This window comes from Rhodobacter capsulatus, from assembly GCF_052363185.1.
Lineage (GTDB): Bacteria > Pseudomonadota > Alphaproteobacteria > Rhodobacterales > Rhodobacteraceae > Rhodobacter > Rhodobacter capsulatus_E.
Genome location: NZ_CP198955.1, coordinates 2,419,193 through 2,441,838, shown reverse-complemented (window position 1 = coordinate 2,441,838; position 22,646 = coordinate 2,419,193). Strand labels below are relative to the sequence as shown.

The window sequence follows — 22,646 nt, the reverse complement described above, 5'->3', positions numbered from 1 at the left end:
CGCGGAAGACCGGATGACCGCGGCGGCCCATAGCTCCGTTTTTCGGATAGCTGGGCGGCCGAGGAAAGTCCGGACTCCATGAAGCAACGGTGCCGGGTAACGCCCGGCGGGGGCAACCCCAAGGAAAGCGCCACAGAGAACAGACCGCCCCGCTTGCGGGGTAAGGGTGAAACGGTGGGGTAAGAGCCCACCGCGGGACTGGCAACAGGACCGGCACGGCAAGCCCCACCGGGAGCAACGCCGAATAGGGATGCCGCGCCGCAACCGGAAACGGGGGACGGCAGGGGAGCTTCGCCCCGAGGTGTCCGGGTTGGCGGCTTGAGGCTGCGGGTGACCGCAGACCCAGAGGAATGGTCATCCAGGGGGCAACCCCGGACAAAATCCGGCTTACAGGTCTTCCGCGCATCCTTCGCCCTTGCACCGGGGCGGCGAGGCTCCGACATTGGGGGAACCCCAGAACGGAGGACATCATGGGCTATACGATCGACCGCGTCCTGACCGGCGTCAGCTTCGAGGAGGCCGAGGCGCGCACCCGCGCCGCGTTGGCCGAGGCCGGTTTCGGCGTGATCACCGAAATCGACGTCGCCGCGACTATGAAAAAGAAGCTCGACCGCGACATGGCGGCCTACAAGGTCCTTGGCGCCTGCCATCCGGGCCATGCCTTTGCCGCCATCGAAGCCTCGCCGCGAATCGGGGCGATGCTGCCGTGCAACGTGATGCTGCGCGCGGTCGAGGGCGGCGTGGAAGTCTCTGCCGTCGATCCGGTGGCCTCTTTCGCCGCGGTCGAGGAGGCGGGGGCGCGTAAGGTGGCCGAGGAAGTCCGCGCGATCTATGCGGCGATGATGGACAAGCTTTGAGCGTCCGGGCGCGCGGGCGCCCGAATGCGTTGGATACCACCAGATCGGGAGGAACGGGATGAGTTTCGTCAAGACATTGGCCACGCTGGCCGTGGGATTTGCGGCGGCCAAGGGCGTGCAGCGCTTTCAGCAGATGGGCGGCCTTGAGGGCATGAAGGGGGCTTTGCGCGACGCCGGCAAGCCCGGTGGCATGGCCGAGCAGATGGGCGACTGGGCCGCGAAGATGGGGGTTCCGGGCGGCAAGGAGACGGTCAGCCAGATGCTGGCCAATTTCGGCGCCCAGGCGGCCACGGCGACCGAGGCGGCGCAGTCGAATCTGGGGACGATGTTCGGGTCGATGAGCGCGGCGGCGGGGGCCGGGGCGAAGGGCCTGGGCGAGATGATGAGCACGGCGCTGGCCGATCCGGCGGTGGCGGCGGGGGCCGAGGCGCATGCCAAGCTGATGATCCGCGCGATGATTCAGGCCGCCAAGGCCGATGGCACGATCGACGCGGCGGAAAAGGCGCAGATCCTGGCGCAGCTGGGCGAGGCGAGCGCCGAGGAGGTGGCCTTCGTTCAGGCCGAGCTTGACGCGCCGATCGACATTGCGGGGCTTGTCGCGGATGTCCACGAAGCCGCGCGGGTGCAGGTCTATTCCGCGGCGCTGATGGCGATCACCGTCGATACCGAGGCGGAAAGGAGCTATCTGAGCAGCCTTTCGGCCGCTTTGGCGCTGGACCCCGAGACGGTGGCGCAGGTGCATCTGGGCATGGGCAAGCCCGCGCCGTGATCTTGGCGCTGGGGCTGCGAAAAAACGCGCCTGCGCGTGCCTTTGCGGTTGACTCCGCGCGGCGGCTGACTAAAAGGCAGGCTTCAAGGATTTCGCGGATGCAGGCGCATCCGACACTGGGAGACTGAGAATGGCGAAGCCGACGACGATCAAGATCCGTCTGAACTCGACGGCGGGCACCGGGCACTTCTATGTGACCAAGAAGAATGCCCGCACCATGACCGAGAAGATGACGGTGAACAAATACGACCCGGTCGTGCGCAAGCACGTCGAGTACAAGGAAGGCAAGATCAAGTAAGATCCTGTCGCCTGCAAGGGTCAAGGCCGTCCTTCGGGGCGGCCTTTTGCATTTCGGGTCAAAGCGCCAGCAGCGTCAGCACGAAAACGCCCGCAAAGACCGCCCCGGCCAGGGTCCAGAGCACCGGGCGCAGCTCCGGCGGGACAAGGGCGAAGGGCGGCGGCTGGTCGGGGCGATGCGAGGGCTGCGGATCGGGCGGGCGCTTGCGATCCCCGCGCGGGTCGGGCGCATCGGCGGCTTCCGCCTCGGGGGCGGGTTTCGCGCCGGGATGCGCGGGCAGGACCGGGGGCGGATGCGGCGCATGCGGGTCGAACCCCTCGTCGGGGACCGAAAGCATCGGCGCGGGCGGATCGTCGGATTTCGGATCGGGGCGGCGATGCGCCCCGGGCAGGGCGCGGGTGGCCGCCTGTTGCGCCAGAACCGCCTGCAGGGCGGTGGGGTCGACCTGCATCTGGGCCGCCACCAGCGACATCGGCGTGGCGGCGCTGCCCTGCGGGGCGGTGGCGGCGGTCGCCAGCGCCTCGGCCGAGAGCGCGGTGGCACGCGCCAGCAGCGTTGCCGCGGGGTCGGCCGTGGCCGTGGCGGGGGCGCCCGGCAGCGGCATCCCGGCCGCGGGGCCCGGGCGGGATTGCGGGGCCGGGGCCGTCGTCGGCAAGTCCGGCAGGTCCGGCAGATCGGGCAGGGGGAGGGTCGCGCCGCGGTGCGCATCGGCGCCCTGCGGCAGCGGCAGGGACTGCGTCCCCGCGGGCAGCGGGCTTGGGGTGGTGAGCGGAGGCAGGGGCGTCAGCATCGGCAAGCCTCGGGCAACGGCGATGCCCGAGGATGACAGGGATTGGTGAACGGGGGGTTAATCGCGGCCGGGCAGCGCCTCGGGCACGGGGCGCGGCGGGCGCGGCGGCGCGGGCACCCGGAACACGGCGCAGTAAAGCGCAGGCGCAAAGACCAGCGTGACCAGCGTTCCGGCGATGATGCCGCCCATCATCGCAAAGGCCATCGGCGCCCAGAACACCTCGCGCGAGATCGGGATCAGCGCCAGCGACGCCGCCGCGGCGGTGAGCAGGATCGGCCGGGCCCGGCTGTCTGACGCCTCGAAGACCGCGTCCCAGCGGCTTTTTCCGGCGCCGATCAGCACCTCGACCTCGGCCATCAGGATCAGCGAATTGCGGATCAGGATGCCGACCAGCGCCAGCACGCCCAGAATCGCCACGAATCCCAGCGGTTGCCCCGAAGGCAGCATGGCCGCGACGACGCCGATCAGGCCCAAGGGCGCCACCGCCAGCACGATGAACATCAGCCGGAAGCTTTGCATCTGCACCATCACAAGGGTGAGGATGATCAGCACCATCAAGGGCACGACGGCGACGATCGGCGCCTGGCTTTCGCCGCTGCTTTCGGCGACGCCACCGGGCTCGATCGTGGTTCCGGCGGGCAGCCGCGCCATCTGTTCGGCAATCGCCGGGGCCAGATCGCGGGTGACGGTGGCGGGCTGGTTCGCCCCCACCACCGCGGCCTTGACCGTGATCGTCGGCACCCGGTTGCGGGCATGCAGCACCGGCGGCTCCATCTGCCAATCCAGCGTCGCGAAGCTGAGCAGCGGCACCGGCACCCCCGAGGGCGAGGGCAGTTGCAGCGAGGCGAGCGAGCCCACCCGCGAGCGGTCCGCCGCCGCGCCGCGCGCCACCACATCGACCAGCGTCTGGCCGTCGCGCAATTCGGTGATGGTCACGCCCTCGAACAGCGTCTGCAGCGCCTGCGCCACATCCTTTTGCGTCAGGCCCAGTTGCCGCAGCCGCTCCTGATCCAGCACGACGCGGGCGACCCGCACCGGCTCGCCCTCGTCCAGCGTGATGTTCGACAGCCGCGGATCCTGCGCCAGCCGCTCGGCCAGCTTCTGCGCCTCGGTCAGCAAAAGCCCGCGATCCGGGCCCATCAGCCGGTATTGCACTGGCTTGCCGACCGGCGGGCCCAGCTCGATCAGCTTCGAAAACACATCGACCCCGGGCAGTTTCGCGGCATGCTCGGCCAAGGCCTGCCGCAGGGCGTTGCGCTCTTCGAGCCCCTTCGTCATCACGACGATCTGCCCGATGAAGGGCACCGGCGTCGGCGCATCGAGCGACAGCAGGAACCGCGGCGAGGAGCGGCCGACATAGGTTGTCCAATAGGCGGCCTCGGGGCGGGTGGCCAGCCAGCGGTCCAGTTCCGCCATCGCGCCGTCGGTGGCGGCTATCGCCGAATTCTGCCGCATCGTCACGTCGATCAGCAGTTCGGGCCGGTCCGAGGCGGGGAAGAACTGCTGCTCGATATGGCGCATGCCGTAAAGCGAGGTGCCGAACAGCGCGACGGTGAGCACGATGGTCAGCCAGCGCGCCCGCATCGCGCCCCGCAAGAGCAGATGGAAGCCGCGGCGCAGCCGGCCGGGGCGGGCGTCGTGATGGGGCATTGCCGCGGGAAGCAGGCTCGCCCCGATCAAGGGTGCGAAGAGCACCGCGACGACCCAGCTCAGCATCAGCGAAATTGCGATGACGTAGAACAGCGAGAGCGTGTATTCCCCCGCCTGGCTGGAATTGAGCCCGATCGGAATGAAACCCGCGACGGTCACAAGCGTGCCCGAGAGCATCGGAAAGGCGATCGAGGTCCAGGCATGCGAGGCGGCCTTGGCGATCGTGTCCCCGGCCTCCAGCCGCGCGATCATCGTTTCGATGGCGATCATCGCATCATCGACCAGAAGCCCCAGCGCGATGATGAGCGCGCCCAGCGAAATCCGCTGCAGCGTCACCCCCATCGCGTCCAGAATGACGAAGGTCAGCGCCAGAACCAGCGGGATCGACAGGGTCACGACCAGCCCCGCCCGCCAGCCGAGCGAGATGAAGGAGACCAGAAGCACGATGGCCACCGCCTCGGCCAGCGCGCGCAGGAAGTGGTTCACCGACTGCTCGACCACCTGCGGCTGATCGGCGACCTTGTGCAGGGTGATGCCGACCGGCAATTCGGTGGCCACCCGGTCCATCAGCGCGCTCAGCTCGGCGCCGAAATCGAGGATGTTGGCGCCCTGTTTCATGCCGATGATCAGCCCCACCGCGGGCTGGCCGTTGAAGCGAAACAGGCTGTCGGGCGGATCGGCAAAGCCCGCGCGGACGGTCGCCACATCGGACAGCCGAAAGAAGATCTCGCCCACGCGCAGGGGGGCTGCGGCCAGTTCGGCGGCATCGGCAAAGCGGCCCGACATCCGTACGGCCACCAGCTCATCCGCGGTCCGGATCACGCCCGAGGGCACGATGGCGTTCTGCGCGGCCAGCGTGCCCAGCACCTGCGCCTGATCCAGCCCCAAGGCGGCCAGCTTGCGGGCGGAAAATTCCACATGCACCACGGGATCTTGCGTGCCGATCAGCTCGACCTTGCCCGCCGCCTTCAGCGTCAGCACCGCCGAGCGGACCTTTTCCACCCGGTCCTTGACCTCTTGCGGGGAAAAGCCGTCGGCGGTGAAGGCATAGATCGAGCCATAGACATCGCCGAAGCTGTCGTTGAAATGAAAGCCCGCGAATTCCGCCGGGAAATCGGGGCGGATGTCGGCCATCATGTTGCGCACCTTCTGCCAGGTGCGCGTCACCGCCTCGCCCCTTGTTTCGGGGGTCAGTTCCAGCTGCACCACGGCGCGGCCCGGAAAGGTCTCCGAACGGGTGAACTTCAGGTTCGGCAGTTCCTGCAGCTTCTTCTCGATCCGGTCGGTGACCTGTTCGCGCGTCTCCTCGGCGGTGGCGCCGGGCAGGATCGCAGTCACGATCATGATCTTGATGGTGAAGGAGGGGTCTTCCTCGCGGCCCAGGTTGCGATAGGCCAGCACCCCCGCCAGAAGCGAGACGAGGATCAGATACCACACCATCGAGCGATGCCGCAAAGCCCAGTCGGACAGGTTGAACTTCATGGCGATACCCTTGGTCCGAGAGCCTGGCCCGGCGTGATGGAGCGGATGCCGCGGATCACCACCTCGTCGCCCGGCGCAAGGCCCGAGGTGATCACCACGCGGTCGTCAAGGCGCTGGCCAAGCCGCACCGGCACCGCTTCGGCGCGCCGGTCTGGGCCGATGCGCCAGACCTGCGGCGGGTCGGTGTCGGTCAGGAGAGCGGCCAGCGGCAGGGTCAGAAGCGGCGCCTCGGGCAGATCGAGCCGGGCGGTGACCAGCGTGCCCAGACGAAAGCCCGGCCCGCCGCCGTCGAGCGCGATGCGCAGCCGATGCGCCCGGGTCGAGGCATCGGCGACGGGCTCGATCAGCCGCAAGCGCCCCGCCACGGTCAGCGCGCCGTCGCCGCGGGTTTCGATGGTGAAGCGGGCGTCCTTGGGCAGCACCGCCAGCATGTCTTCGGGTACGTCGATCACCGCCTCGCGCCCGGCGGCGGTGGCCAGACGCAGAACCGGCGTGCCGGGGGTGACGACCGTGCCCGGCTCTGCCAGGATCTGGCTGACGACCCCCGCGGCGGGGGCGGTCAGGCGGCCGAAACGGGCCGCGTCGCGGGCGCGGGTCAGATCGGCGCGGGCCGAGGAGACGGCGGCGCGGGCGGCGGTGGCCCGGGCCTCGGCGGCTTCGAGCGTGGCTTAGGGCGCAACCCCGCGGCGGTGCAATTCCTGTGCCCGCCCAAGGCTTTGCGCGGCGAAATCGGCATCGGCCCGGGCCGCGCGCAGACCGGCTTCGGCGGCGGCGACATCCTCGGCCAGCGTCACCTGATCGAGCGTCGCCAGCACTTGCCCCGCGATGACGGCATCGCCTGCAACCACCGGCCGGGTCTCGATCCGGCCCGCGGTCTGAAAGCCGAGCGTGGTTTCCACCTCGGCCGCGATCACGCCGGGAAAATCGCGCGAGGCGACGGCCGAGCCGGTGACGCGTTCCGACACCACCGGCCGCGGCGCGGGGTCGGCCAGCGCCGGGGTCAGGGTCAGCAGGGTCAGCAGCAGGGCCAGAACCGGGCGGGTCATGGTGTCGTCTCCGTCGCGATCACGGCGCGGCCCGGGTAAAGCAGATGCGCGCCGCGCGCCACCACCAGCGCGCCTTCCGACAGGCCCTCGGCCACGTCGATGCTGCGGTCGGTGTAGCGCGACACCCGCACCGCGCGCAGCTCGGCGCGGCGGGTGGCGGGATCGACGGTCCAGACCGCCGGGCCGCCGTCTTTCGTCACCAGAACCGTCCAGGGCAGCGCCATAGCCGAGCCGAGCGGCAGATCGACGACGGCGACGATGGCGGTTCCAAGGCCGGGGGGGGGGGCGCCCTCGGCCAGCCGGCCCTTGACCCGCACGGTGCCGGTGGCCCCCGCGACAAGGGGGGCGATTTCGGTGACCACGGCCTGTAGCGGCGGGCCCGCGCCATCGACCGGGCGCAGGGTCACGCTGCGGTCGCGAAAACGATCGAGCGCGGGAAAGTCGGGGACGTAAAGCACGGCTTCGCGGGCGCCGTCGCGAGCGATGGTCAGCACGGTCTGCGCCGCGCCGACGATCTGGCCGGGCTCGGCGGCGCGGGCGGTGACGATGCCCGCGGCGGGGGCGGTCAGCGTGCAATCGTCCAGACCCTGCCGGGCCTTGGCCAGCGCCGCCTGGGCCTGATCCTCGGCCGAGCGGGCAGAGAGCGCGGCTTCGGTCGCGGCATCGAGCGCGGCTTGGGTGGCGGCGCCGCGCTGGGTCAGCTCCGCGGCCCGGGCCAGCGCCTGTTCGGCCTGTTTGAGCAGCGCTGCCGCCGCCTCGGCCTGGGCGCGGGCGCCACGCAGCGCGGCGGCGGCCTGGGTCGGGTCCAGCTCGGCCAGAACCTGCCCGGCCGCGACCTGATCGCCCACCTGCACCTTCAGCGCCACGATCCGCCCGCCGGTGCGAAAGCCCACCGGCACCGCCTCGGCCGGTTCGATGCTGCCCGACAGCTCGAAATGCAGAAAGACCGGGGCGGTATGGGCGGTGACGAGTTCGACCGCCAGGGGCGTCTCGGCCCCCAGCGGGTGCGCCAGGGCCAGCAGCCCGGCCGTCACGGCGGCGGGCAGGGCAATGCGGTGCGGCGCCTTCTTGCGCATTCTGTCTTCCTTCGCAGCGGGCCGAGCCGTCGGCGCCGTCCGATTCGCGACGGTCTTGCCGGTCGGTCGCGCGATCATAGGACAGGAAAGCTGCCAAGGAAGGGTTGATGCGCCTTGCCCGGCCCTGTCGTTGCGGCAAACGAAAGGCGCCCCCGCAGGGGCGCCTCAGGCCGGGCGGTCCGGGCTTATTTCGCCGCGTAGATCTGATCGAAAAGACCGCCATCGCCGAAATGCTCGGGCTGCGCTTTCCCCCAGCCGCCGAAATGGGCGATATCCACCAGCTCCAGTTTCGGAAACCGCGCCACATCGGCCGGGTCGGCCTTCGACGCATCCCAGGCGCGGTAGAAGTTCTTGTAGGCGATCGCCTGACCCTCGGGGCTGTAAAGGAAGTCGAGATAGGCCGTGGCCAGTTCCCGCTGATCGTCATTGGCGATATTGCCTTCGACCAGCGCCACGGGCGGCTCGGCCAGGATCGAGACCGAGGGGACGACGATGTCGAACTGATCCTCGCCCAGTTCCTTCAGCGACAGGTAAGCCTCGTTTTCCCAGGCCAGCAGCACATCGCCGATGCCGCGCTGGGCAAAGGTCGTCGTCGCCCCGCGCGCGCCGCTGTCCAGCACCGGCACATGGGCGAACAGGTCATGCAGGAAGGCCTTCGGGTCCCGGCCGTTCTTTTCCGCCCAGGCCCAGGCGGCGAGATAGTTCCACCGCGCCCCGCCCGAGGTCTTCGGGTTCGGCGTGATCACCTCGATGCCGTCCTTGACCAGATCGCCCCAGTCGGTGATCCCCTTCGGGTTGCCCTCGCGCACCAGAAAGACGATGGTCGAGGTATAGGGCGCGGAATTGTGCGGCAGCTTGCTTTGCCAGTCCGCGGGCAGCTTGCCCGCCTTGGCGATCTTGTCGATGTCGGAGGCCAGCGCCAGCGTCACCACCTGCGCGGTCAGCCCCTCGATCACCGCGCGGGCCTGCGCGCCCGAGCCGCCATGCGAGGTCTCGATCTGCGGCGCGTCATGGCCCGCGGCGGTCCAGTGTTCGGCAAAGGCGGCGTTGACCTCGCGGTAAAGTTCGCGCGTCGGGTCGTAGCTGACATTGAGCAGGGTTTCGGCCTGCAGTTGCGGTGCGCCGCCAAGGCCCGCCAGCAAGAGCGCGAGCAGGGCGGTGGTGGTGCGGGCGATGCGGGCGATCGGCCAGCCGGTCAGGCGGCGCGCGCCATCGGCGATGGTGATGCGGCCGTCGGCATGATCGGCGGTCTTGACGCCCTGGGCGGTGATGTGGCGGGAGAGGGAAATCGTGGTCAGCATGGGAGATCCGATCAGAAAGAGCTGTGAAGACGGGGGCGGGCGGGGCCGTGGCCCAGATGGCGCGGCCCGAGGCAGGTCATTGGGCAGGTCATGGTTCCGGACAAGGAGGCGGGCAGGCGGGTGGTCTGAACGTGGCGGATCATCGGCGTCTCCTTTTCGGCGGGTGACGATGTGGATGCCCTAAATATCCACCGTTTTGGTCGTTATTTACAAGAGATAATCACGTTTCATTTTGTCGTGATTATGGAATTTCATTCCCCGCCGCGCGCCCGCGACTCGGCCCCGACTCGGGGGTGTTGCGGGCGCAGGCCGTCACGGTTCAAGGCGCTGGCGCGGTCCGGTTCGGCCGGGGAGGGCGGAGATCGCGCTTCAGACATGAAAAGGGGGCCGGTTTCCCGGCCCCAAGTCAGCGATGAGAGAGTTCAGGGACGTCCGCCCGACCGGGGGATCACTTGGTCAGGATCAGCTTTCCCTGCCGCGTGATACGCAGCGTATAGGTTTGTCCGTCGAGATCGATCTGCGCCAGGTTGCCGCCCCTGGTCAGAATGCGCGCATCATGCGCGGGAAGGACCGCGGTGGCGGTGCCCGACAGCGGCAGGCTCATGTTCATGCGCGCCCCTCCCGACGGTCGAGCAGCGCCTCGCAGCATTGCGCGTGATCAAAGCCGGAACTGAGCGCGGCAATCAGATCGGTCAGGGAAAACGAAGCCGAGGCCCGGTCGTCGCGTGGCGGCGCGGCCGGACGGAAGCGATGGAGAAGAGCGCGGGTCATGGCGTGATCCTTGGCGGAATGTGGTGAACCATGAGGTAAACCTGACAGATTTGATTGGGTATGTAAAGACCGAATCTTTTACTCGGAAAAGCGCTGCGCCGAGCGCGGTCGAAAGGGCTTGGCAATCCGGCCCGCAGCCGGTTGTCTGGGCCGGGGATGATGACCGGGGAGGGGCGGATGCGGATCGGGATTCTGGGGACGGGCACGATTGCCAGTGCGGTGGTGCGCGGGATTGCCGGGGACGGCCATGCGATCATCGTTTCGGAGCGCGGGGCGGCCCATGCCGCGGCGCTGGCGCGCGACTTTGCCTGCGTGCGGATCGCGCCCAATCAGGCGGTGCTGGACGCGTCCGAGGTGGTGATTGTCGGGCTGGTCGGCGCGACCGCCGCAGCCCTGCTGCCCGGCCTGCGGTTTCGCCCCGGGCAACGGGTGATCTCGCTGATGGCGGGGGTGGGGCTGGGGCAGCTGGCCGGTTGGGTGGCCCCGGCCCGGGCCGAGGCGGTGATGCTGCCCTATCCGGCCATTGCCCGCGGCGGCTCGCCGATTCTTGTCTGCGGCGCGACGGAGCTGATCGAGACCCTGTTCGGGGCGCGCAACCGCATTCATGCGCTCGCCTCCGAGGCAGAGTTGCCGCTGTGGCTTTCGGCGCAGGCGGTGCTGTCGCCGGTGGCGCTGATGCTGGCCGAAACGACACGCTGGCTGGCCGGGCGCGGCGCCGATCCGGTGGCGGCCGAGGCCTTCCTGGGCGATCTGGTCAGAAGCAGCCTTGCCGCGGACCGGCTTGACGATCTTCTGGCCGCGCTTGACACCGAGGGGGGCTACAACCAGCGCCTGCGCCAGCACATGATGCAGGCGGGGCTGCCGGCGGCGCTGGCGGAGGGCCTGACGCGGCTGTCGCAAGACCCCTGAGCCGCGCGCCCGCAGGACAGATGGCGCAAAAGAAAAAGGGGGCCGAAGCCCCCTTTTGGATGGTTGATAACCGGATCAGACGGCTTTCTTCAGCGCCTCGACCAGATCGGTGCGCTCCCAGCTGAAGCCGCCATCGGCTTCCGGCGCGCGGCCGAAATGGCCATAGGCCGAGGTGCGCGCATAGATCGGGCGGTTCAGATCCAGCTGCGTGCGGATGCCGCGCGGGGTCAGATCCATGCATTCGGAGACGATCCGCTCGATTTCCGCATCCGGCAGCTCGCCCGTGCCATAGGTGTCGGCATAGATCGAGAGGGGCTTGGCCACGCCGATCGCATAGGACACCTGAATGAGGCAGCGCTTCGCCAGACCCGCGGCCACCACGTTCTTCGCCAGATAGCGCGCGGCATAGGCGGCCGAGCGGTCCACCTTGGTCGGGTCCTTGCCCGAGAAGGCCCCGCCGCCATGCGGCGCAGCCCCGCCATAGGTGTCAACGATGATCTTGCGGCCGGTCAGACCGGCGTCGCCATCCGGCCCGCCGATCACAAAGGTCCCGGTCGGGTTCACCCACCATTCGGTCTTCTCGTCGATCCAGCCCGCGGGCAGCACCGCGCGGATATGCGGTTCCACGATCGCCCGGATGTCATCCGAGGTCTGGCTTTCATATTTGTGCTGCGTCGAGAGCACGATCGAGGTGACGCCAACGGGCTTACCGTCTTCGTAACGCACCGAAAGCTGCGATTTCGCATCCGGGCCCAGCGTCGGCTCGGCGCCCGATTTGCGCACCTCGGCCAGACGGCGCAGGATCGCATGGGCATACTGGATCGGCGCGGGCATCAGTTCCGGCGTCTCGTCGGTCGCATAGCCGAACATGATGCCCTGATCGCCCGCCCCGTCCTTGTCGACGCCTTGGCTGATATGCGCCGATTGCGGGTGCAGGTAATTGGCAAAGTTCAGCGTCGCCCAGTGGAAGGCGTCCTGTTCATAGCCGATATCCTTGACGCAATCGCGCACGATCCCGTCGATGCGGCCCATGAACTCGGCCAGTTTGGCCTTGTCCGACAGGCCCACTTCCCCACCGACAACCACCTGATTGGTGGTGGCGAAGGTCTCGCAGGCGACGCGGGCATTCGGCTCTTCGGCAAGGAAGGCATCCAGAACGGCATCGGAGATGCGGTCGCAGACCTTGTCGGGGTGACCCTCCGAGACGGACTCGGAAGTGAAGACATAGTTAGAACGTGACATGGGGAAGTGCTCCATTGATGTGTTCCCACCCCGCCAGGAAGCCGTTGGAGTGGTGGGGGGACGCTATCCCCCGATTCTGCGCCGGTCAACGCGCGATTTGCGCCCAAGCCCCCAAACAAGGGCAACTGCGGCGATAAGACCTGCAAGCCAGGGCCCATCGCCCATCCGGGCATAGGGCGGCGCGGCGAGCGAGCCGGGTAGGGGCGCGTCGATCACGCCCTGTTCTCCCATGCCCAGGCTTTCCACCACGCGGCCCCGCGCGTCGATCAGCGCCGAGATGCCGGTATTGGCGGACCGGGCCAGCGGCAGGCCGAATTCGATCGCCCGAAACCGCGCCTGCACCAGATGCTGCACCGGGCCTGACAATTCGCCGAACCAGGCGTCGTTGGTGATCTGCAACAGCCAGTCGGGGCGGCGCTCGGCGTGCATGTCCTGCGGGAAGACCGCCTCGTAGCAGATGAGCGGTTGCACAAGGCCGAGAGGGCCCAGATCGAGAAGCTTGCGCGCCGTGCCCGCGGAATAGCCGTTGCCTTCGCGCGCGGCAAAGGCGGTGATGCCGAAGCGCGAAAGCTCATCACCAAAGGGGATGTATTCGCCAAAGGGCACCAGATGCACCTTGTCATAGACCGGGCCGATCTTGCCCCCGGCCTCGATCATCGCCAGCGAATTGAAATAGCGCAGGCCTTCCTCGCGCTGGATCCCCACCGCGACTGGCACGCCGCGGGCCGCCTCGGCGATCATCGTCAGGCCGTCGCCCGCGCGATCGAGCAGAAAGGGCACCGCGGTTTCGGGCCACAGGATCAGATCGGGCGCAGGCTTGCCCGGGGCAGGTGGGGCGGCGGTCAGATCGAGATGGCGAAAGAAGAACTCCTCGGCATAGTCCGGGCGCCATTTCAGATCCTGCGGCGCATTGGGCTGCACGATGCGCAGATTGACCGGCGTCGCGCGGGGCGGCACCGGCTGCGCCAGTTGCCAGCTGCCCGCGCCCCAAAGCCCCGCGATGACAGCGGCCGAGACCCCCGCCGCAGGCAGCCGCCAGTTCGCCCGGGGCATCAGCCAGGGCAGCACGGCCAGCCCCAGCGTCAGCGCGCCAAGCCCCATCGCGCCGACAAGGGCCGCGCCCTGCGACAGCGGCGTGTCGATCCAGATATGGCCGAACAGCACCCAGGGCAGCCCGGTAAAGATGTAGCTGCGCACCAGATCGGCGCCGAACAGCCCGACCGCGACGCCTGCCGCGCGCGAGACCGAAGCCCCGCCCAGACGCGCGCCAAGGCTCATGCCCAAGGCCCAGAAAAGCCCCATGCCCAAGGCCATGAAGATCAGCGCGAAAGGCGCCATCCAGCCGTAAATCTCTGGCTCGACGAAGAAAGGCTCGACGATCCAGAACATGGCGAGCGCCGCATAGCCGGTGCCCGCCGCAAGCCCCACCCGAAAGGGCGAGGTCGCCTGCCCCATCGCGATCAGAAGCGACAGCGCCACCAGCGCGACCCCCCAAAGCCCGAAGGGCGCCTGACCCAGCGCCACCCCCGCCCCGAGGATCGCGGCCAGACCCCAGACAAGGATCTTGACCGCGGGATTGTAAAGCGGGGGCACGCGCATGAAAGGTCCGTTCCGTTATTCGGCGGCGACGCCCGGCAGCCGCACCCGCAGCCGCTTGACCCGGCGCGGATCGGCATCGACCACTTCGAATTCGACGCCGTTATCGGCCACGATCACCTCGCCGCGCGCGGGCACGCGGTCGATCTGCATGAAGACAAGCCCGCCCAAGGTGTCGATCTCGGCGCCTTCTTCGGCATCGGCCAGTTTCATGCCGATCTCGGCCTCGAAATCCTCCAGCGGCACGCGGGCCTGCACCAGCCATTGGCCGGGCTTTTCCAGCTTCCAAAGGCCGTCTTCTTCCTCGTCGTGCTCGTCCTCGATCTCGCCGATCACCTGTTCGATCAGGTCTTCCAGCGTCACAAGCCCATCGACCCCGCCATATTCGTCGATGACCAAAGCCATATGGATGCGCTGCACCTGCATCTTTTGCAACAGCACGCCGATGGGCATCGACGGCGGCACATAAAGCAGCGGCCGCAACAGCTTGCGCAAGGAAAACCGGCCCGCGGCACCGCCAAAACCATGCGCCAGCGCCAGATCCTTGAGCAGCACCAGCCCCATCGGACTGTCCAAAGTGTCCTTGAACACCGGCAGGCGCGAATAGCCCTGGGTGCGGAAGACTTCGACCAGTTCCTCGCGGGTGGTGGTGACCGGCACGGCGATGATTTCGGCCTTGGGCACGGCGACGTCGCCGACCCGCATCTTGCGCAGGTTGCCAAGGCCCGGCAGGCCCGCAGGCGTCACGGTGGCGGCGGACTGCGCCTCGTCGGGGGGTGTCTCGCCCGGGCTGGCGCCAAGGGCGCCCAATATGCGCCCGAAAAAGCCCCTCGGCTGAGGGTCGTTGCTACTCTCGCCGGCTTCGGGGTCCGAAGCGGGCGCGGCGGCGGCGGAATTGCTTCCGTCTGCGACTTGTCCCATCTGTCCTTTCCAAATGCGCCCCCGCGGGGCTAGATCTCGTAGGGATTTGCGATCCCCAGAGCGGCCAAGATACGCACTTCGATGCTTTCCATCAACTGCGCGTCAGCGTCGCGGATGTGGTCATAGCCCAGAAGATGCAAAACGCCATGTATCACAAGATGCGTGACATGATCGTGAACGGATTTGCCCGCTTCTTCCGCCTCGCGCGCGCAGGTCTGAAAGGCGATCGCGATATCGCCAAGCCCATCACGTTCCCCCGGCACGAAGGGCTCGGGGAACCAGGGCTCGTCGCCGTCTTCCTCGGCCGCCAGATCCTGCGCGGGCCAGGACAGGACGTTGGTGGGCGTGGGCTTGCCGCGAAATTCGGCGTTCAGCTCCGCGATGCGGGCATCATCGCAACCGATCAGGCTGATTTCCCAGGCGTCCGGGTCCAGTTCCTGATCCAGCAGCACGGCGCGGGCCACGCGTTCCGACAGCCCGGCAAGGTCAATCCCCTGCCAGGCCGCTTCCTCGATCAGACATTCAACCAGCGGTTCCTTCATCCGCCCGTTCATAAGCGCCAATGATCCGCGCCACAAGCGGGTGACGCACGACATCCTCGGCGGTGAAATAGTTGAAGGAAATCCCCTTCACGCCGGCCAGGATGCGTTCGGCATCGGCAAGCCCCGAAGCCGTGCCGCGCGGCAGGTCGATCTGCGTGCGATCCCCGGTGATCACCATGCGCGAGCCCTGACCCAGACGCGTCAAAAACATCTTCATCTGCATCGTCGTGGCATTCTGCGCCTCGTCCAGCACCACAAAGGCATTCGACAGCGTCCGCCCCCGCATGAAGGCCAAGGGCGCGATTTCGATGCGTTTTTCCTCCATCAGCTTGGCCATCTGCTTGGCGGGCAGAAAGTCGTTCAGCGCGTCGTAAAGCGGCTGCATGTAGGGATCGACCTTGTCCTTCATGTCGCCCGGCAGAAAGCCCAGACGCTCGCCCGCCTCGACCGCGGGACGGCTGAGGATGATCTTGTCCACCAGCCCGCCGATCAGCATCGTCACGCCCACGGCCACCGCGAGATAGGTTTTCCCGGTGCCCGCCGGACCGATGCCGAAGGCCATTTCGTTTTCAAAGAGCGCCCGCACATAGGCCTTTTGCGCATCCGTGCGCGGCTCGACCTGTTTCTTGCGGGTGCGGATCTCGTATTTTCCGGCCGCGAACATCTCCAGCTGTTCATCGACCGAGACCCCGTCATGGCCCAGATCCGACATCCGGATCGCCGCGTCGATCTCGCCCGCGTCGATGGGCTTGCCCGCCTCCAGCCGGGCGTAAAGAGCGTTCAGCACCCCCCCGGCCAGCCCCTGCGCCTCGGGCGTGCCGACCACCGCCAGCTGATTGCCGCGGCGCAGGATATGCACCGACAGCTTGTGCTCGATCTGCGCCAGGTTGCGGTCGAATTCGCCGCACAGGTCGATCAGCAACCGGTTGTCGGGATATTCAAGAAGCGTCTCGTAAGCGTCCTGCGTGCGGGGCGGGGGGGTGATCGCGCTGAAGCCCAATAACGTCTCCCTGGGTTGAGGTGGGGCGTGTCAAAGATATGGTGCACCCCACCCCTGTTTCACGCAAGCGCTGGTTTGCCCGAAATCCGCGCCGGGGCAAAAAATTCATCTGCCCGACATGAAAGCGGCCGTGCGGGGCGCCGCACGGCCAAATTGCCCGAATTTTGGGCAGATGCTGATTTCCCGATCAGAGGTAATCGGGAATCGGCGAGCCTTCCTTGAACGGGCCGACGGCGGTATTGGGCGGGGCGGCACCCGAGCAGATCGGCTTGCCGTAATCATCGACGCGGGCGGTCAGATACCCTTCGACGCCGTCGTCGATGATCCAGTGATCGCAGCCCTCGGGATCGACCCAGACCCCGGCCTTGAGCGTGCTCAGGGGGTGGGAATTGATGCCGCGGTCGATCGACTTGTCGGGACCATAGCTGTTGTCGCAGGCCGCCAGCGCCAGCGCCGCGACGCCAAGAAGCAGGAGTTTCGTGCCGTTCATGGTGGTGCCCCTCACTTCACGCAGATCACTTCGACGCGGCGGTTTTGCGCCATGCCCGCGGCGGTGGCATTCGTCGCCTTCGGCATCCGCTCGCCATACCAGTTCACCGCCAGCACCGGGGCGCCGACCTGTTGCGCCACGCCCGCCACGGCCTCGGCGCGGCCTTTCGACAGGCGCATGTTATATTCATCCGAGGCGCGGCTGTCGGTGTGGCCGGTGATGATGAAGCTGCGCGCCTGCGCGGATTGGAAGAACTGCTGCAGCGCGCTGCGCCCCGAGGCGGTCAGCTTGGTGCTGTCGGTGGCGAAAAGCGTGTCGGTCTGCAGCACGCCGCAGACATTGCGGTGGCAGACCGGGCGGCCGTCGCGGGTCTTGCGCGCGTCCATGTAGCCTTCGGTGCCGTCATCCATCGCCCAATGTTCGCAGCCGTCGGGGTCGATCCAGATCGCCGGGAGATAGGTCTCGGACTTCTGCTGCGCCGCGACCGGGCCGACCGAGGCCGCCAGCGCCAAGGCTGCCGCGGCAAAGACCGCCGCCGCCGGTTTCAATCCTCGGGTCAATCTTGTCATCCCCCAAGCCTCCTCGAATGGACCCGCCCCGGCCGGGCCAGAGCGTTAACGAATTTGGCCCACAGTAACAAAACCTTGAGACAAGGAAAGGGCTTTCACCCCGTTATTGTGACGCAACCGGGAACAAACCGGGGCGCAATTTGCACGAATTGGGACAATTTCGGGGCAAAGGCCGAAAGTCCCGCGACAAGGCGAAGGGTTTTCCGCGCTGCCCCAGCGGGTCAGAGAAGTGCGCCCGCCAGCGAGTTCGGCGCCGAGGCGGTGATTCTCACCTGCGCAAGCGTGCCCGGGCCGATGCCTTCGGCGCTCACATGCACCGCATGCAGGTGATCGGACTTGCCCACCCATTGCCCCGGCAGCCGACCCGGCTTTTCAAACAGCACGCCGACCGTGCGCCCCACCATCGCCTCCTGCGCGGCCTTTTGCTGCGCGGTGATCAGCGCCTGCAATTCCTGCAGCCGTGCATCGGCGATCTCGGCCGCGACCGGGTCGCGCCCGGCCGCAGGCGTGCCCGGACGCGGCGAATATTTGAACGAAAACGCCGCGCCAAAGCCCACGGCGCGGATCAGATCCAGACTGGCCTGATGGTCGGCCTCGGTCTCGCCCGGAAAGCCCACGATGAAATCCGACGAGATCAGGATATCGGGCCGCGCCGCGCGGATACGCTCGATCAGCCGCAGGTAGTCTTCGGCGGTGTGTTTGCGGTTCATCGCCTTCAGGACCGGGTCCGACCCCGATTGCACCGGCAGATGCAGATAGGGCATCAGCTTCGGTTCCGCGCCATGCGCCGCGATCAGATCCTCGGCCATGTCGTTGGGGTGGCTCGTGGTGTAACGGATGCGGTCGAGCCCGTCGACCCGCGCCAGTTCCCGCACCAGACGGCCAAGGCCCCAGACCCCGTCGGGCCCCGCGCCGTGATAGCCATTCACGTTCTGGCCCAGCAGCGTGATTTCCTTCACCCCCTTGGCGACCAGCTTTTCGGCTTCCGTCAGGATGCGCGCAACGGGGCGCGAGATTTCGGCGCCGCGCGTATAGGGCACGACGCAAAAGGCGCAGAACTTGTCGCAGCCCTCCTGCACGGTCAGAAAGGCGGTGGGGCGCGCTTGCACCGGGCGTTCGGGCAGCTTGTCGAACTTGTCCTCGGCCGGGAATTCGGTGTCCACGGGGCGCTCGCCCCGCGCGACGGCCGCCACCATCTCGGGCAGGCGGTGGTAGTTCTGGCTGCCCACGACCAGATCGACAAGCGGCATGCGGCGCATGATCTCTTCGCCCTCGGCCTGCGCGACGCAGCCCGCGACGCCGATGGTCAGGCCCGGCTTCGCCTCCTTGAAGGGGCGCAGCCGGCCCAGATCGGAATAGACCTTTTCGGCAGCCTTTTCGCGGATGTGGCAGGTGTTGAGCAGCACCATGTCGGCCTCGGCCGGATCGTCGGTCAGGGTATAGCCCTGCACGCCCATCGCCTCGGCCATGCGCTCGCTGTCATAGACGTTCATCTGACAGCCATAGGTCTTGATATGCAGCTTTTTCGGCGCGTCGGTCATGGGGGCCTCCCGGGGTTGGCGCCCGATACCGCAAACGGGCCGATGCCGCAAGTTTTGCGGGCTTGCGGGGCGGGATTTCGCGCGACAGGATGGCGGTCATTGCCGTCCCCCTTGCGTGGAGGTCCGATGCTGACCCCGGAAGAGTTATTGAAAGCCGACACGCCGCCCCGTTTCGAAATTTCGGTGGATAACCTGCGCATCCGCGACCGCGACGTGGGGCCCGCGCGCATTCCGGTCAGCTATGACGCGGACTGGATCCCGGTCTTTCATCTGGGGGCGTTCGTCGAGTGGGGGGAGGCTTTCAATGTCGACGGCAACACCGACTTCAGTTTCGAGTGCGGCGGATACATCACCAAGCTGTTTTTGAAACGCTGCACCTTCCCTTTCCATGGCGAACCAAGCACAGTGGAAGCCCGGGCAAAGCGAATACCGATCCACCTTGGACAGGCGGCTATCTCTGCGGGCTTTTCCTCTGTCCTGCTGTCACCGCCCGAGTTCCTCTCCCGCACTATCCGTCTTGTCACGCCCGAGAATGTAACCTTCAAGATCGTCCCATCCGGGGTTGTGGGAAAACCCTGCCTGATTTCCTCCACGCTTGAGACAGGCTCAGACGATGTGGTTTCAGACATGGGGTGCCTTCACGTTTTCCTGACCTTCGTCAAAGGGAGCCATTGCGGGGTTGGCAATCTGATCGCGCATGACGCCACCGGCGCCGTCGCGTTCAGCTTGTTGGGCTTCACGCCGAACGACTCTGGCAAGATCGAACCGAACTGGCTTGATCGGTGCCTGCAGCAGGACTTGCCAACGATTTTCCTGGCCTTCAGCAGTGCTCATGCTGACGACCTCACCAGACGCGCACTGCGTCAGGGGATAGAATATTATCGTGCGTCGAATGTTCTGCGATCGGCCTCGATCGAAATGGCGATCATCGCGGCCCACACCGCGCTTGAGGCGCTGGTGAACTACATTCTGGAACATCGCGCCGGGTGGTCGAAAAGCCTGATGGCCGAAAAGGGGATCAAGTTCAGCGACAAGATGCGCGCGGCGGCAACCTTCCTGCGCGTCGACTGTGACCTGCTCGAACAAAGCCCGGAACTGAGAGGACTCTCCCGATCACAAAACAACAAGGATGCCTTCGACCTGATCTCGTTCATCCGCAACAAGCTTGTGCATCAGGACGCGGCCTACCAGCCGCAGGGGCTGCAGATGCACGAAGCCTGGCTTCTTGCACAATGGCTGGTCGAGGTGCTGATTTTCGGCATCATCGGCTACCGGGGCAAGATCCGGGATCGGCGCATTTACAAGGGCTGTGGCGGCACGATGGAGCTTCCCTTCACGACCTGACGGCAAGGCCGCGCTTGCATTCCCCCGCACCTTCCGCAAATCTGCGCAAAAAGGGGCAGACAGGCATGGAATACGCGTCCCAGACCGCCTTCCTGAGCGTGGCGACAGAGGTTCTGGCCGGGGGGCCGGTGGCGGTGCTCTTGATCGAGGATCTGGTGGAGGTCGACAGCACGATCCGCCACCATCTGAAGCTCGGCTTTCGCACGCTGATCCTTTGCGCCCCTCCGGCGCTGGTGCTGCCGGGGGATCTTGCGCCACTTGTTCACCGCATTCCCTGGGTCGCGCATGGCCCCGGGGCCTTTCTGGACGCGCTCAATCCGCTGATTGCCGCCGCGCCCGCGGGAACCTGGTTCTATTACGGGTTCAACGCCGAATATCTGTTCTTTCCCTTCTGCGAGACCCGCTCGGTGCGCGAGTTGCTGGCCTTCCACACCGAGGAACGCCGGTTCGGCATGCTGACCTATGTGGTCGATCTTTACGCGGCCGATCTGGAAAAGAACCCCGACGGGGTCAATCTGGCCGAGGCGATGCTGGACCGCAGCGGCTATTATGCGCTGGGCCGCCCCGATCCCGCGAACCACAACCACCCGCGCGAACGGCAGCTGGATTTCTTTGGCGGGCTGCGCTGGCGCTTTGACGAACACATCCCCGCGGCGCGGCGCAAGATCGACCGGATCGCGCTGTTTCGCACCGCACCGGGGCTGGAGCTGCGGGCCGATCACACGCTTTCGGACGAGGAGCGCAACACCTATGCCTGCCCGTGGCACCACAACCTGACGGCGGCGGTGGTCTCGTTCCGGGTGGCCAAAGCGCTCAAGCGCAATCCGGGCTCGACCTATGACATCCCGACGTTCCGGTGGCACAATTCGGTGCCCTTCGAGTGGTCAAGCCGCCAGCTGCTGGATCTGGGCCTGATGGAACCGGGGCAGTGGTTCTGACGGGCAGGGGAGGTTGTGGTGTGCCACTCAAACTTGCCGCAATGACAACGAAACGCCGCAAAATTGACACTTGCAGCTTCCGCAAGTGCGATTCGGGGCTTCCTCGAGCGGCATCCCCCGGTTTTGAAGCGGTTTTGGCAAGATTGCCCCCCTAATCCTCAGGGATTGAGGACCCGGCGGTTTCAGGGCAAAGCAAGGAAGCCAGAATTGCCAGCCGGATCATGCCCTCAGCGCTTCCCCGCCTCACACTCAGGTTCGACCCCGCGCCCGGCGAAGCGCCGGCCTCATATCTGTCGCGCCTCGCCATGCGGAATGGCGCCAACCTAGAGAGCTTTGCCGTCCTGATCGGGATCGACCTGTCCGATCTGATCGACGGCGCGCCCCACGCGATCGAGGGGCTTGCGCAGATCGCGGACACGGATCCTCGCCCCCTCCGATCTGCCAGTTTTTCGCGCGTGAGCACCCGCAGCTTCGAGCGCAACGGCAATGTCTTTCCACGCCATGCCGTGCGCAGCCCCGCCACGCGGATCTGCCCCGATTGCCTGCGTGAAGATGCCCGAGGTTCTGGCCTGCCGCATCAGATCGGCATGGCCTTTCGCTCGAATTGGCAGGTTCCCTTCCTCCGAGCCTGCCCCCGCCACAACCGCGCTCTTGTCGAGGTCTGGACCGACAGCGACCGGACCAAGCGCCACGATTTCGCAACGCGGATCGGCCTCTTCATGCCGCAGGTGATAACCGGCGCCCTGGACACGCCCTGCCCCAGAGTTTCAGGTCTTCTTTGATTTGCTGAAGTCGCGTCCGAAGCCGAACCAGACCTTGATTTCGCGACTACAAGAGCTTAACGACTACGGTTTTTTTGGCGGCGCAACATCCGCACCGGGCCTCTTGGACGTGCATCGCCCGACATTGATCCGAATTCATCAGAGCACCAACGAAATGCTTCAAAACGCTTTCTCTTCGTTCGTGCTCTACAGTCTTTACAAGGACATGTTTCGACGTGGTGTCCAGCAACGCTTGACCCATGCGATCATTTTCGATGAGGCGCACAGGGCAGCGAAGTTGAAGCTGATCCCACGTTTCGCAAAGGAGTGCAGGAAGTACGGACTCGCGTTTGCGTTGGCCTCGCAAGGGGTACGTGATTTTGATCCAGCATTGTTCGAGGCAGTCGGAAGCTATCTGATACTCCGCACAACCGATGCCGACGCCAAAGCGCTGGCCCGAATTGCTGCCTCCAGCCAAGACCAGCAAAGGATTGCCGGGCGCATCAAGGAATTGCCACCCTACTCGGCGTATTTTTTCGGTCCGGGTGCGACTAGATCTGTCTCGGTGCGCCTGGCTCCGGTGGGGAGTCCTCCCCGTGGCTAAGGGGATGTGAAAGTAGAATTTTCTCAGTAAGATGGACGAGGAGTTTCCGATGAAGAAGGGCCGTTTCACTGAAGCCCCGGAAGGTCACGGCGGAGCTGGTTGCCGTGGGAGCGCTGAATGCCGAAACGCAGCACGCCCCTTTGCGCCTG

At 66.7% G+C, this 22,646-nt stretch carries 23 protein-coding genes, 1 other RNA gene, 1 pseudogene and 1 riboswitch; of the genes and pseudogenes, 9 read left to right on the top strand and 16 right to left on the bottom strand.

Annotated features, from left to right (window positions below):
• The first annotated feature begins 1 nt into the window (after position 1).
• The 4 genes from rnpB to rpmG all read left to right on the top strand — a co-directional run bounded on the left by rnpB (position 2) and on the right by rpmG (position 1,924).
• An RNA gene (rnpB, locus tag ACTTAG_RS11950) (RNase P RNA component class A) lies at positions 2-406 on the top strand.
• A gap of 64 nt (positions 407-470) precedes the next feature.
• Positions 471-857, top strand: a complete 387-nt coding sequence (locus ACTTAG_RS11945) for a DUF302 domain-containing protein (RefSeq protein WP_444462536.1) — start codon at positions 471-473, stop codon at positions 855-857.
• A 58-nt stretch (positions 858-915) separates the two neighbouring features.
• On the top strand, positions 916-1,626 hold the full coding sequence (locus tag ACTTAG_RS11940; RefSeq protein ID WP_444462535.1) for a tellurite resistance TerB family protein: 711 nt from the start codon (positions 916-918) through the stop codon (positions 1,624-1,626).
• Between the two features lie 130 nt (positions 1,627-1,756).
• On the top strand, positions 1,757-1,924 hold the full coding sequence (gene rpmG, locus ACTTAG_RS11935; protein ID WP_011750518.1) for a 50S ribosomal protein L33: 168 nt from the start codon (positions 1,757-1,759) through the stop codon (positions 1,922-1,924).
• Between the two features lie 58 nt (positions 1,925-1,982).
• On the opposite strand, the gene ACTTAG_RS11930 is transcribed toward rpmG, so the two are convergent.
• The 8 genes and pseudogenes from ACTTAG_RS11930 to ACTTAG_RS11895 all read right to left on the bottom strand — a co-directional run bounded on the left by ACTTAG_RS11930 (position 1,983) and on the right by ACTTAG_RS11895 (position 10,040).
• Positions 1,983-2,714: a hypothetical protein gene (locus ACTTAG_RS11930; protein ID WP_444462534.1), complete on the bottom strand. Its 732-nt coding sequence runs from the start codon at positions 2,712-2,714 to the stop codon at positions 1,983-1,985.
• A gap of 57 nt (positions 2,715-2,771) precedes the next feature.
• The gene (locus ACTTAG_RS11925; protein ID WP_444462533.1) at positions 2,772-5,846 is read right to left on the bottom strand and encodes an efflux RND transporter permease subunit; all 3,075 of its coding nucleotides are present in this window, start codon (positions 5,844-5,846) and stop codon (positions 2,772-2,774) included.
• Positions 5,843-6,451: pseudogene (locus ACTTAG_RS11920) on the bottom strand (efflux RND transporter periplasmic adaptor subunit); the annotation flags it as partial. The gene ACTTAG_RS11925 and the pseudogene ACTTAG_RS11920, both read right to left, overlap by 4 nt.
• Positions 6,452-6,514: 63 nt before the next feature.
• On the bottom strand, positions 6,515-6,892 hold the full coding sequence (locus tag ACTTAG_RS11915; protein ID WP_444462532.1) for a hypothetical protein: 378 nt from the start codon (positions 6,890-6,892) through the stop codon (positions 6,515-6,517).
• A complete protein-coding gene (locus ACTTAG_RS11910) occupies positions 6,889-7,968 on the bottom strand; it encodes an efflux RND transporter periplasmic adaptor subunit (RefSeq protein ID WP_444462531.1) in 1,080 nt (359 codons plus the stop codon). The genes ACTTAG_RS11915 and ACTTAG_RS11910 overlap by 4 nt, the downstream gene beginning before the upstream one ends.
• Before the next feature lie 185 nt (positions 7,969-8,153).
• A complete protein-coding gene (locus ACTTAG_RS11905; RefSeq protein ID WP_444462530.1) occupies positions 8,154-9,269 on the bottom strand; it encodes a sulfate ABC transporter substrate-binding protein in 1,116 nt (371 codons plus the stop codon).
• A gap of 448 nt (positions 9,270-9,717) precedes the next feature.
• On the bottom strand, positions 9,718-9,873 hold the full coding sequence (hemP, locus tag ACTTAG_RS11900; RefSeq protein ID WP_444465244.1) for a hemin uptake protein HemP: 156 nt from the start codon (positions 9,871-9,873) through the stop codon (positions 9,718-9,720).
• 2 nt (positions 9,874-9,875) lie between these two features.
• A complete protein-coding gene (locus tag ACTTAG_RS11895; protein ID WP_444462529.1) occupies positions 9,876-10,040 on the bottom strand; it encodes a hypothetical protein in 165 nt (54 codons plus the stop codon).
• 177 nt (positions 10,041-10,217) lie between these two features.
• On the opposite strand from ACTTAG_RS11895, the gene ACTTAG_RS11890 reads away from it, so the two are divergent.
• Positions 10,218-10,949, top strand: a complete 732-nt coding sequence (locus tag ACTTAG_RS11890) for an NAD(P)-binding domain-containing protein (RefSeq protein ID WP_444462528.1) — start codon at positions 10,218-10,220, stop codon at positions 10,947-10,949.
• 75 nt (positions 10,950-11,024) lie between these two features.
• Here ACTTAG_RS11890 and metK read toward each other — a convergent pair whose 3' ends face one another.
• From metK to miaB, 8 genes are all read right to left on the bottom strand, one after another.
• Complete coding sequence (metK, locus tag ACTTAG_RS11885) at positions 11,025-12,191, bottom strand: methionine adenosyltransferase (protein ID WP_444462527.1); 1,167 nt, start codon at positions 12,189-12,191, stop codon at positions 11,025-11,027.
• A gap of 7 nt (positions 12,192-12,198) precedes the next feature.
• Positions 12,199-12,247: riboswitch (SAM-SAH riboswitch) on the bottom strand.
• Between the two features lie 7 nt (positions 12,248-12,254).
• Complete coding sequence (lnt, locus tag ACTTAG_RS11880) at positions 12,255-13,790, bottom strand: apolipoprotein N-acyltransferase (protein WP_444462526.1); 1,536 nt, start codon at positions 13,788-13,790, stop codon at positions 12,255-12,257.
• Positions 13,791-13,805: 15 nt separating this feature from the next.
• Positions 13,806-14,708 (bottom strand): transporter associated domain-containing protein, encoded by a 903-nt coding sequence (locus tag ACTTAG_RS11875; protein ID WP_444462525.1) that lies wholly within the window; start codon positions 14,706-14,708, stop codon positions 13,806-13,808.
• Positions 14,709-14,737: 29 nt separating this feature from the next.
• Positions 14,738-15,250 carry an rRNA maturation RNase YbeY gene (ybeY, locus tag ACTTAG_RS11870; RefSeq protein ID WP_444462524.1) on the bottom strand — a complete coding sequence of 171 codons (513 nt, stop codon included), beginning with the start codon at positions 15,248-15,250 and terminating at the stop codon, positions 14,738-14,740.
• Positions 15,231-16,250 carry a PhoH family protein gene (locus ACTTAG_RS11865; protein ID WP_444462523.1) on the bottom strand — a complete coding sequence of 340 codons (1,020 nt, stop codon included), beginning with the start codon at positions 16,248-16,250 and terminating at the stop codon, positions 15,231-15,233. The genes ybeY and ACTTAG_RS11865 overlap by 20 nt, the downstream gene beginning before the upstream one ends.
• Before the next feature lie 187 nt (positions 16,251-16,437).
• Positions 16,438-16,740 (bottom strand): hypothetical protein, encoded by a 303-nt coding sequence (locus ACTTAG_RS11860; protein WP_444462522.1) that lies wholly within the window; start codon positions 16,738-16,740, stop codon positions 16,438-16,440.
• 11 nt (positions 16,741-16,751) lie between these two features.
• Positions 16,752-17,309 carry an OmpA family protein gene (locus ACTTAG_RS11855; RefSeq protein WP_444462521.1) on the bottom strand — a complete coding sequence of 186 codons (558 nt, stop codon included), beginning with the start codon at positions 17,307-17,309 and terminating at the stop codon, positions 16,752-16,754.
• Positions 17,310-17,530: 221 nt separating this feature from the next.
• Positions 17,531-18,850, bottom strand: coding sequence for a tRNA (N6-isopentenyl adenosine(37)-C2)-methylthiotransferase MiaB (gene miaB / locus ACTTAG_RS11850; protein WP_444462520.1), 1,320 nt, complete (start codon positions 18,848-18,850; stop codon positions 17,531-17,533).
• Positions 18,851-18,976: 126 nt separating this feature from the next.
• Between miaB and ACTTAG_RS11845 the strand changes: the two genes are divergently transcribed.
• The 4 genes from ACTTAG_RS11845 to ACTTAG_RS11830 all read left to right on the top strand — a co-directional run bounded on the left by ACTTAG_RS11845 (position 18,977) and on the right by ACTTAG_RS11830 (position 22,497).
• On the top strand, positions 18,977-20,194 hold the full coding sequence (locus ACTTAG_RS11845; RefSeq protein WP_444462519.1) for a hypothetical protein: 1,218 nt from the start codon (positions 18,977-18,979) through the stop codon (positions 20,192-20,194).
• Positions 20,195-20,259: 65 nt separating this feature from the next.
• Entirely contained in the window at positions 20,260-21,132 is an 873-nt protein-coding gene (locus tag ACTTAG_RS11840) for a hypothetical protein (protein ID WP_444462518.1), read from the top strand.
• Positions 21,133-21,353: 221 nt separating this feature from the next.
• Positions 21,354-21,914, top strand: a complete 561-nt coding sequence (locus tag ACTTAG_RS11835) for a TniQ family protein (RefSeq protein WP_444462517.1) — start codon at positions 21,354-21,356, stop codon at positions 21,912-21,914.
• Position 21,915: 1 nt separating this feature from the next.
• The gene (locus tag ACTTAG_RS11830) at positions 21,916-22,497 is read left to right on the top strand and encodes a hypothetical protein (protein ID WP_444462516.1); all 582 of its coding nucleotides are present in this window, start codon (positions 21,916-21,918) and stop codon (positions 22,495-22,497) included.
• Positions 22,498-22,646 lie beyond the last annotated feature (149 nt).